This is a genomic window from Chitinasiproducens palmae, assembly GCF_900095735.1.
GTDB lineage: Bacteria > Pseudomonadota > Gammaproteobacteria > Burkholderiales > Burkholderiaceae > Chitinasiproducens > Chitinasiproducens palmae.
This window is the reverse complement of record NZ_FNLO01000016.1, coordinates 104,249-113,761: the sequence shown is the minus strand read 5'-3', so window position 1 is coordinate 113,761 and position 9,513 is coordinate 104,249. Positions and strand designations below refer to the sequence as shown.

Genomic DNA, 9,513 nt, shown 5'->3' with positions numbered 1-9,513 from the left:
TCGAAGGCGACAAGGGCGAGCTGGGCGAAGTGGCGATCCTGGCGCTGGCCGAAGCGCTGGACACGTACATCCCGACGCCGGAGCGCGCGATCGACGGTACGTTCCTGATGCCGGTCGAGGACGTGTTCTCGATCTCGGGTCGCGGCACGGTGGTGACGGGCCGTATCGAGCGTGGCGTGGTCAAGGTCGGTGAGGAAATCGAAATCGTCGGTATCAAGGCGACGGTGAAGACGACTTGCACGGGCGTGGAAATGTTCCGCAAGCTGCTCGACCAGGGCCAGGCTGGCGACAACGTCGGCGTGCTGCTGCGTGGCACGAAGCGTGAAGACGTGGAGCGTGGCCAGGTGCTGGCCAAGCCGGGCACGATCAAGCCGCACACGCACTTCACCGCCGAGGTGTACGTGCTGAGCAAGGACGAAGGCGGCCGTCACACGCCGTTCTTCAACAACTATCGCCCGCAGTTCTACTTCCGTACGACGGACGTGACCGGCTCGATCGAGCTGCCGCAAGACAAGGAAATGGTCATGCCGGGCGACAACGTCGCGATCACGGTGAAGCTGATTGCGCCGATCGCGATGGAAGAAGGTCTGCGTTTCGCCATCCGTGAAGGCGGTCGTACCGTCGGTGCCGGTGTCGTCGCGAAGATCATCGCGTAAGATGCTGTCCGCGCGGGTCGTCAGACCCGCGCAAACGGAAGCGGCGTGGCGGCGTCGCAACCGTGGTTCTTTGACAAGTTTCCGCCGCGCTCTTTGAGGAAAAACCATGGCTAGCCAAAAGATCCGTATTCGCCTAAAGGCCTTCGACTACCTGCTGATCGACCGTTCGGCCAGCGAGATCGTCGAAACCGCCAAGCGGACCGGCGCGATCGTGCGTGGTCCGGTGCCGCTGCCGACCCGCATCCAGCGTTACGACATCCTGCGCTCGCCGCACGTCAACAAGACGTCGCGCGACCAGCTCGAAATCCGTACGCACCAGCGCCTGATGGACATCGTCGACCCGACCGACAAGACGGTCGACGCGCTGATGAAGCTCGACCTGCCGGCTGGCGTCGACGTCGAAATCAAGCTGCAGTAAATCCGCTGGCTGCTCCGACGAGCGGCATTGCGAACGAGCCCGGGCCCGCCCGGGCTTTTTTTCGTCCGTGACTCCTGGCTGTGTGGGAGCACAACGACCGGTCGCTGCCTTGCCTGAGGCCCGGCGCTGCGCCGATCCACGGACCGGCGCAGCGCCGGAGTACGACCGCCGGACGGCTGAGGAACTGCCGATAAGCCCTGACAGGACACGCGCAGCGTTCCGTTGCGACAGGGCACCGGGCCGTGCTGATCCGTTGCGCGCTTCGCCGGTGGCCTCGTTGCGTCTCCGGCACCAGCCACGGCGCATGGCCGCGTTCCAGCGGCCTTGCCGCAAACTCAAAACGAGACGGCGTCCCCATGCGCCGCGTTTCGCCGCTCCGCCTGGACGACCGTCGCGCCGATCAGCGCGAGCATGACCTTCGTCGCGTCGCTCGTGGCACGCTCCATCCGCTTGTGCGAATCGCGATCGGTCAATTCCAACACCAGCTGCGCGAACGAATCCGCATTGTCGAGCAGCAGCCGCGCGCGAATTTCCGCGCGCGAATTGAACACCTCGGTTGCGGCGGCCACGATGGCGGGCTCCGGCAAGGTCGCGTCAATCTCGATGCGCGCCAAGCCGAGCAGGTAACCGGCCTCGGCCATCGACATGGTGCCTTCGGACAGCCGTTGTATCGTGCCGGTCAAGGAGTCACTGCCCTTCGCGTTCGCCACGTAAAACAGGTCCTTGGTTTTCGCGGCCAGGTGAGATGCCTCGTGGAGGATCGTAACGAGGTCGTCGATATTGGTTTGTGCGCGGCGGCATAAGGCTCCGCACTGAACGCGTGCATCACGATAGGCACTGCTCGCTTCGACGTTCACGAAGATGCGTTTGAGCGGGTCCCGCATGTTCACGAAACCGTAGAATTCCTTGTCGTTGACGTCGACCAGCCAGATCCGACGGCAATCGTCGTTTATGTGTTGTTCCAACAGTTGATCCGACGCGCGCAGTCGGTCGGCGAACAGGTTGCTGATCGCACGTCGCTGCGTTGCGTTCGGACTGCCGCCGATCAGCTTGAAGAGCTGATCGAACAGGCGTCGCGAACGCACCGGATCGTGGATCGCGACGTCCAATTCCTGCACGCGGCGCGCCGATTCGAACGCGAGCGCCTTCAGTTCCCGGGCGGCGGAGGTGTAACGCCCGGCGAGGGACAGTTCGTGGGCATCCAACCCATAGGACACGACGCTCACGCCGCTCCTCTCAAGCGATGCGTCGACATGCACGACGCCCGGAAATGCGTTGGGCTCGGAAGTACGGTAGCCGTCGCGGTAGGTCAACCTGCTTCTCTGTTCGCCGAACCGCGTCGCAAGTCGCTCCTGCATCTGGAGCGCGCCGTTGAAGCGCGCGACAGCTTCCGCGTCGGCGCTGCCTGCCAGGATCAGCATCCGTTCTTCCGGTACAAGCACGAAGCGCGCGCTTTGCTCGTCGAACGCGCACAGGATCTTGCTACGCGCAGTTGGGCCAATCTGATAAAGCTCGGCGTGCAGCGGGTGACGCTCGATGCGGACCAGACCCTCGTCGAACGGCAGGTAGTGTTCGCTGTCGCCGGATTCCATCACGCCGCGACTGTCGGGCGACGACAGGTGTGCTGAATCAACGCGGTTGTCCAGCCAGTAACGCGGGATTGCGTCATGCAGGTGTCTGGAGAGATGGCGTGCCGCCGGCGGCGGCGCTTCGACGCGCCTTGCCAGAAATTCGACCGGCGCGCCGAACTGGAAGCGACCGTTCTCATCGATACGGACCGGGTAGCCGGCTTCGAGTGGCCGATCGATGTCGTACGCTTCGTAAGACACGCCGTCCCGCATCGAACGCAGCGCGACGTAACGGTGACCGATCCTCGCGAAGATGGACATGCCGCGAAGCTCGCTGAGTGGCGCCTGATAGAGCGTGTCGGATCCGTCAGGCGGCAGCAGCACGGGAGGCTCGTGTGCGACCGTAAGCCGTTCGAGGATGCGTGCATCCAGTTGCGCGCGCGTGCACGGCAGCGGACGCACCTTTAGTGCGTCGGCATCCGTCGCCAGGTCACTTGCCCGCCAGCCACCGGCATCACGAGCGTATTCGACAGGCATGGTGCGGCCGTCCAACGCCGTCGCCGTGAAGCGGCCCTCATGGACGCTCAGGTGCCAGGGCTCGCCATCGATTTCGGCGGTCGGCCCCGCGATCCCGAAACGGGTCTTGGCGGGCGGGGCGAGCTTTTCGACGATGACCTCGCCGGCGGCATTGCGCGGTGCCGCAGCGATCGCGGAACGCGCGAGGAAGGCCAGATTGGAAGTGGCATCGCTCACGATGCCGGGGCCAGGCGCGAGACCGTCCAGGTCGTCAGCGATCATCTGCAGCAGTGGCCCGACGAAATTCTGCGACAGGACGCTGGCCTGCGCTCCCGGCAGCAGCGAGACCAGTTGGCCGATCACCGAATCGATCGCCCCAAAGATCTGGCCGCACCGCGCTTGCTCGACAGGCGTCGGGCAGCGCCCCAGTCGGTAATGGAAATAGACGACTTGCGATTCGATGGCCATGACCGACAACGGGCTCTGCAAGGTTCTTCCGATCTGGCGCAGAACGCCCGCCGCCGACAGATGGGCGCGCTCCTCGATGCACGGAAAGTGCAACTTTTCGATCTCGACGTCGTCCGGCGGCGTTGGCTCGGTTGTCGTCGACGGGGCGGCGGGCAATACATGCGCATCGGGTCTCGGCGGCGCGACACGGTTGCGCTCGAATATGTCTCTGTGCCGGGCGCTCCATCGAGGTTGGGATGGCACGCTTGCGCCAGCATGCTGCCACGCTGGTGACGGAGGCGATGCAAGCAAACCAGTGAAAGCGTCTGGCGTGTCGGCGACCGTAGCCGAAAACGGAGGCCACCTCGTTGCTGCGAGCGCGCCGGCCGCGCCACCGAAAAGCAAGCCGAGGCCCAGCCATAAACCTTTTCCGCGATGGAAGCAGGGGGGCGCGGCGGGCCCGTCACGTTCGCTCGGTAACGGCAATGGCAAAGGCAAAGGCAGGTCGTATCGATCGAGCAGCGCCGCGGCGCAGCGATCACACGTGGCTGTTTCCGAAGCCGTCAGCCACCGCGCGTTCCATGCACGTTTGATCCGCGTCATCAGACTGGCTGGGGCGTCCGTTTCGGTCACGCGCCGATGCACAGTGCAGCCATTGCCGAGCTCCAACAGCGGAGCGTCGCGGCCATCGCACGGGCGATGCTGTTCTGTCGGCGGACGTCCACGGTAGTGTCGATGCGTCGCACTCGTATCGATCGGCATCACTGCGTTCTCGAAGGAAAGGGCGTTCATTCGAAACCGATACGCGTCGCAACACCGTCCGTTATCAACCAGATTGGCAGGTCCGCTCGGGCACCGCGCCGGCACGATTCGCATGCAGTCGACCGTGCGACAGCGACATCGTCGCGACCGGACAGAGGCGGCTTGGAAAGTTGCCGCCAATTTCGGCGAACGCCTCAGGGCTCAGCGCCGCATCGATGTGCCGGCGCGATGCAGTCACCGTCGATGCTGCATGCAGCCGGCGGCGTCGTAGCACGCCGCCGACCGGCGCGCGCGTGTCGTCGAGACGGTTGCGGGAACGATCGCGGGAGCAAGCGCAGGGACGGTCGCAGGAGTGGTCGCAGGAACGGCGCGGCGCGCCGGAGCGTCGCCGGACCGGGCTGATGTCCGCCAGCGACAAGTCGATTGCGCTACGGCAGCAATCCAATGCCGCGTGTGCTGCGGCAAACCGCGTGGGGCACGGTGTCGCGCTCGAGGTAGCGGCGACGTGTGCGGACACACTGGCCACCCGCGACGAGTGACTGCCCGGCGCGGCGCCGGGTGCGGGGCGGTGGGGCCTGGCAGCGCACCGCCGCGGCAGGCCTCACCGCCAGCGTCAGGCGCGCACCGTCGACGCCAGCAGGTCTTCGATGTGCACCGGCAGATCGCGCACCCGGATGCCCGTCGCATGATGCACGGCGGCGGTCACGGCGGCAGCGAACCCGGCCAGGCCGATTTCTCCGATGCCACGCGCGCCCAACTCGTTCAAAGCGTAGTCCGGGTAGTCCAGGAAGGTCACGTCGATGTCCGGCGTGTCCGCGTTCACCGCGACGATGTAATCGGCCAGATTGCTGTTGATCGGCGCACCGGTGCGGGCGTCGTAGCTGGTCTTCTCGAACATCGCCATGCCGATGCCCATCATGATCGCCCCCTCGATCTGGTTGCGGCCGGTCTTGGTGTTGATGACCTTGCCGCCGTCGATGAAGGTGACGACGCGGCGCACCCGCAGCCGCGCGATCGCCGGCTGCCAGCCGATCTCCACGAAATGCGCGCCGTAGGAGTGGATCGACACCTTGTCGGCACCGGGATCGGAACTGCTGTCGCCCGATTTGCCGCTGCCGCCGACGTGGCTGAGGCGCGCCGTCTGCAAGACCTTTTCGAACGGCAGGCCGCTGGCTGGATCACTGCCCTTGCGGTGCACGCGCCCGGCGGTGACGGTCAGGTCCTGCACCGACGCGCCGCTCAGGCTGCTGCGTTCCGCCTGGCTGGCGGCTTCCAGCAGCCGCGCGAGCGCCTGCTTGGCCGCCTGCGAGACGGCCGGGACCAGCGATGAGGTTGCCATCGAACCGCCCGACATCGGGCCGGACGGCAATTGCGAATCGCCGATATCGACCACCACGCGATCCAGCGGCACGCCGGTGTCGCGCGCGGCCATCTGCGCGAGCACGGTGTAGGTACCGGTGCCAATGTCCTGAGTTGCGCTCGACACCCGCAGCGTACCGTCCGCGTTGAACTGTACGTTCGCCTGCGCCGGAATGCGCTTGGCCATCCACGAGCACGAGGCAACCCCCCAGCCGAGCACTTCCTCGCCGTCGCGCATCGCGCCGACGCGCGGGTCGCGGCGCGCCCAGCCGAACTTGTCGGCACCGGCGCGCAGGCATTCGGCCAGGTGGCGCGAGGAGAACGGGACGCCCAGGCTTTCGTCGATCTTGGGCTCGTTGAGCAGGCGGAAGGCGACCGGGTCCATGCCCAGCGCCAACGCCATCTCGTCCATCGCCGACTCGACCGCGAACAGCCCCGGTACCGCCCCAGGGCCGCGCATCGAGGTGTCTGGCGCGATGTCGCGCCGCGCGTACGCGGAGGTCACGCGCAGGTTGGGCGTGCTGTAGAGGTAGGGTGTGGCCTCGCCGCAGTTTTCCTTGCGCTTGTCCTGCACGGGCGCATGCGTGATGTAGTCCTGCTGCAGCGAGGTCAGCCGACCCTCGCGCGTGGCGCTGAGGCGCATCCGCTGCTGCGTGTTCGGCCGGTGACCGACGGTCTCGAACATCATCTTGCGGCTCACGACCAACTTGATCGGCCGCTTCAGCTGTCTTGCCGCGGCCGCCGCCAGCACCGAGTGGGTCCACGGCCAGAGCTTGCCGCCGAAGCCGCCACCCAGGTACTCGGTGATGATGCGCACGCGTTCGTCCGGCACGCCCAGCATCTGCGCCATTGCGGAGCGATGGTTGACGATGGCCTGGGTGCATTCGTACAGCGTGAACGCGCTGCCGTCGTAGGCAGCGACGCTCGCATGCAGCTCGATCGGATTGTGCGTTTCGATCGGCGTCGTGTAGGTCGCGTCGAGGGTGACCGGTCCCGCAGCGAAGGCGGCGTCGACATCACCCCGCTTGCTGTCCTCTTCGGGCTTTTCCTGTGGCGACAGCTTCATCGACACGTTGGGACGCTCGCTGCGGTATTCGGCGTGGACGGCGGCGGCAGCGGCGCTGGCCTGCTCGAAGGTGTCCGCGACGACCAACGCGACGTACTGGCCGTAATAGCGGATCACGTCGTCTTCGAGCGGCGGCCTCGATTCGTCTATCTTGACCTTGCTGGCCTTGTTCACGCGATAGAGCGGACCGATGTTGCGCCGCGTGATGACGGCGCGAACGCCAGGCATGTGCTCCGCCGCCTGCGTGTCGAGGCGGATCAATGTGCCCTTGGCGATCGTCGCCGATACCGGTACCGCGGTCAGCATGCCAGGTAGGCGGCGGTCGGACGAATAGTGAGCGGCGCCGCTCACCTTCAGCGGCCCGTCGACGCGCGAATACGCGCCACCGATGACCGCCGAGATGTTCTTGTCTGGATTCTTCATCGTAGGTTCCTGCGGTGCGCGGTCAGGCGCTGGCTGTCTTGAGCGCGTGGATCAGGCAACGGCGTGCCAGTTCCACCTTGAAGCCGTTCTCGCTCTGCGGACGGGCGTCGCGCAGCGCGGCCTCGGCCGCGGCGGCAAAGCTGGCCTCGGTCGCGGGCTGGCCTCGCAATGCCGTTTCCGCGGCAGTGGCGTGCCATGGCTTGGTGCCGACGCCGCCGAGCGCGATGCGCGCGTCCCGTACCACGCCGTTCTCGATGGCGACAACGACGGCCGCCGAGGCGAGCGCAAACTCGTAGGAGGCGCGATCGCGCAGCTTCAAATAGGTACCGCGGCTGCCCGCTCGCGGCGGCGGCAGGACGACATGGGTAATCAGTTCGCCGGGCTGGAGCACGGTCTCGCGGTCCGGCGTCGTGCCGGGCAGCAGGAAGAAGTCGTCGATCGGTACGCGCCGCTCGCCTTGCGGGCCACTCACGACGACCGTCGCGCCGAGCGCGGTCAACGCGACGTTCATGTCCGACGGATTACTGGCGATGCAGTGCTCGCTGGTGCCCAGTATCGCCAGCGTGCGGTTGGCGCCGCCGATTGCGGGACACCCGCTGCCCGGTTGGCGCTTGTTGCATGGCATCGCCGTGTCGCGAAAATACATGCAGCGGGTGCGCTGCAGCAGGTTGCCGCCGGTGGTGGCCATGTTGCGCAACTGCGCCGAGGCGCCCGACTTCAACGCCAGCGAGAGCACCGGGTAATCGTTGCGCACGGTCGCGTCGTTGGCCAGGTCCGCATTGCGCACCAGGGCGCCGACCGAGAGCCCGCCGTCGGTTAGGCGCTCGATGCGGTTGAACGGCAGTTTGTTGATGTCGACGACCTGCGACGGCTGTTCGACGTCGAGTTTCATCAGGTCCAGCAGCGTCGTGCCGCCGGCTACGAAGCGCACCGAGGCGCCTTGCTGCGCGGTCGATGAGCGTGCGGCCGCGCCGATCGCCTGCGACGGATCGGTGGCGCGAAGGAAGTGGAAAGTGTGCATTGCCTTACCCCTTGCGGACGTGCTGTATCGCAGCGACGATGTTCTTGTAGGCACCGCATCGGCACAGATTGCCGCTCATCGCTTCCTTGACCTCGGCGTCGGACTGGCCCCACGGTTCGTTGAGCAGGCCGACCGCCGACATGATCTGGCCCGACGTGCAGTAGCCGCACTGGTAGCCGTCGTGTTCGACGAAGGCTTCCTGCATTGGATGCAGATGGTCGGGTTGGCCCAGGCCCTCGATCGTGGTGATCTCATCGCCCTCGTGCATGACCGCCAGGCTCATGCAGGCGTTGACCCGCCGCCCGTTGACGTGGACCGTACATGCGCCGCATTGGCCGTGGTCACAGCCCTTCTTGGTGCCGGTCAGCGACAGCGTCTCGCGCAGGCAGTCGAGCAACGAGGTGCGCGGGTCGATATCGACCTCGGTGTCGCGACCGTTGACCTTCATGTGAACCTTCACCGCGCCATCGGGCGCGGCGTCGTCACGCGGCGCGCCGGTGACCGCCGGCGCTTCGTGGACCGCGGGCAGCGCGGCATGGGCCGGACGGGCCACCGTGCCGGCGGCGACGCCGCTTGCGCCGACCCAGGTAAGGAAGGTGCGCCGGGTGACGGCGGTGCTGGCGGTATCAGCGGGAAGGGCGGTGATGGCGGAATCGGCGGGAACGCCGTGCCGCGGACCGCTGCCGGTCTGCTGGCAGGAATGTTTGGACATGGGGGGACCTGTGGGGAGAGCCGTCGAGCGCGGCCATGTCTCGAATCCAGCAAGATCGATGCCGCTGCTAGCCCCTTATTACCGCCACCACCGTCGCCGCCACCGTCGCCCCTACTGTGGCCAGCGCGACATGCCGCGCGAGCCCGTCCGATCGCAGACGGCGGCGCCAGACGCTGGCCGGCGAGCGGATGCCGCCCGTGGGCGCGGTGCATCGGATGTCGCCGGCGAGGCAGCGCGCCCGCCGCCGGAAGAGGGGGGGGCGGCCTGCCGCGGACACGCAGCGGGCCGCGCCGACGCGTCCACGCGCAGCCGTGAGGAACTCGTTCCGACGTGGCGCGTCTGAATGTCGGTAGCATCAAGCCCCGCCGCGCACCGGGCAGCGAAGCGTGGGGAGCGCCGCAGCGGAACGAAGGGGCGACCGGCGTCGCCCGCAGCAAGGCGCCGACGGTCGGCAAACGCCGTCGAACGGCGGCGGCTGCAGGGAAGAAGACGATTTTGCATCAAACACTTGCGCGCGCGTCGGCATTCGTTGTATAGTCGAAATCTTTTCCGTCCGCGCGACGGG

General features: G+C 66.7%; 6 protein-coding genes. 2 read left to right on the top strand and 4 right to left on the bottom strand.

Annotated elements, in window-relative coordinates; all coding sequences use genetic code 11:
• On the top strand, window positions 1-656 hold a 656-nt coding region (locus tag BLU54_RS21650), incomplete at its 5' end, for an EF-Tu C-terminal domain-related protein (protein WP_268874555.1).
• Between the two features lie 106 nt (window positions 657-762).
• Window positions 763-1,074, top strand: coding sequence for a 30S ribosomal protein S10 (gene rpsJ / locus BLU54_RS21645; protein ID WP_091912975.1), 312 nt, complete (start codon window positions 763-765; stop codon window positions 1,072-1,074).
• 335 nt (window positions 1,075-1,409) lie between these two features.
• Here rpsJ and BLU54_RS21640 read toward each other — a convergent pair whose 3' ends face one another.
• The 4 genes from BLU54_RS21640 to BLU54_RS24055 all read right to left on the bottom strand — a co-directional run bounded on the left by BLU54_RS21640 (window position 1,410) and on the right by BLU54_RS24055 (window position 8,948).
• Entirely contained in the window at window positions 1,410-3,782 is a 2,373-nt protein-coding gene (locus tag BLU54_RS21640; protein ID WP_091912973.1) for a hypothetical protein, read from the bottom strand.
• Window positions 3,783-4,980: 1,198 nt separating this feature from the next.
• Complete coding sequence (locus BLU54_RS21630) at window positions 4,981-7,215, bottom strand: xanthine dehydrogenase family protein molybdopterin-binding subunit (RefSeq protein WP_091912967.1); 2,235 nt, start codon at window positions 7,213-7,215, stop codon at window positions 4,981-4,983.
• A 22-nt stretch (window positions 7,216-7,237) separates the two neighbouring features.
• Window positions 7,238-8,236, bottom strand: a complete 999-nt coding sequence (locus BLU54_RS21625; protein ID WP_091912965.1) for an FAD binding domain-containing protein — start codon at window positions 8,234-8,236, stop codon at window positions 7,238-7,240.
• Between the two features lie 4 nt (window positions 8,237-8,240).
• Window positions 8,241-8,948, bottom strand: a complete 708-nt coding sequence (locus BLU54_RS24055) for a (2Fe-2S)-binding protein (protein ID WP_091912962.1) — start codon at window positions 8,946-8,948, stop codon at window positions 8,241-8,243.
• Window positions 8,949-9,513 lie beyond the last annotated feature (565 nt).

Excerpts from the sequence above, each read along its gene's own strand:
- BLU54_RS24055 (WP_091912962.1), bottom strand. The coding sequence starts at position 8,948 with ATGTCCAAACATTCCTGCCAGCAGACCGGCAGCGGTCCGCGGCACGGC.
- BLU54_RS21630 (WP_091912967.1), bottom strand. The coding sequence starts at position 7,215 with ATGAAGAATCCAGACAAGAACATCTCGGCGGTCATCGGTGGCGCGTAT.
- BLU54_RS21625 (WP_091912965.1), bottom strand. The coding sequence starts at position 8,236 with ATGCACACTTTCCACTTCCTTCGCGCCACCGATCCGTCGCAGGCGATC.
- rpsJ (WP_091912975.1), top strand. The coding sequence starts at position 763 with ATGGCTAGCCAAAAGATCCGTATTCGCCTAAAGGCCTTCGACTACCTG.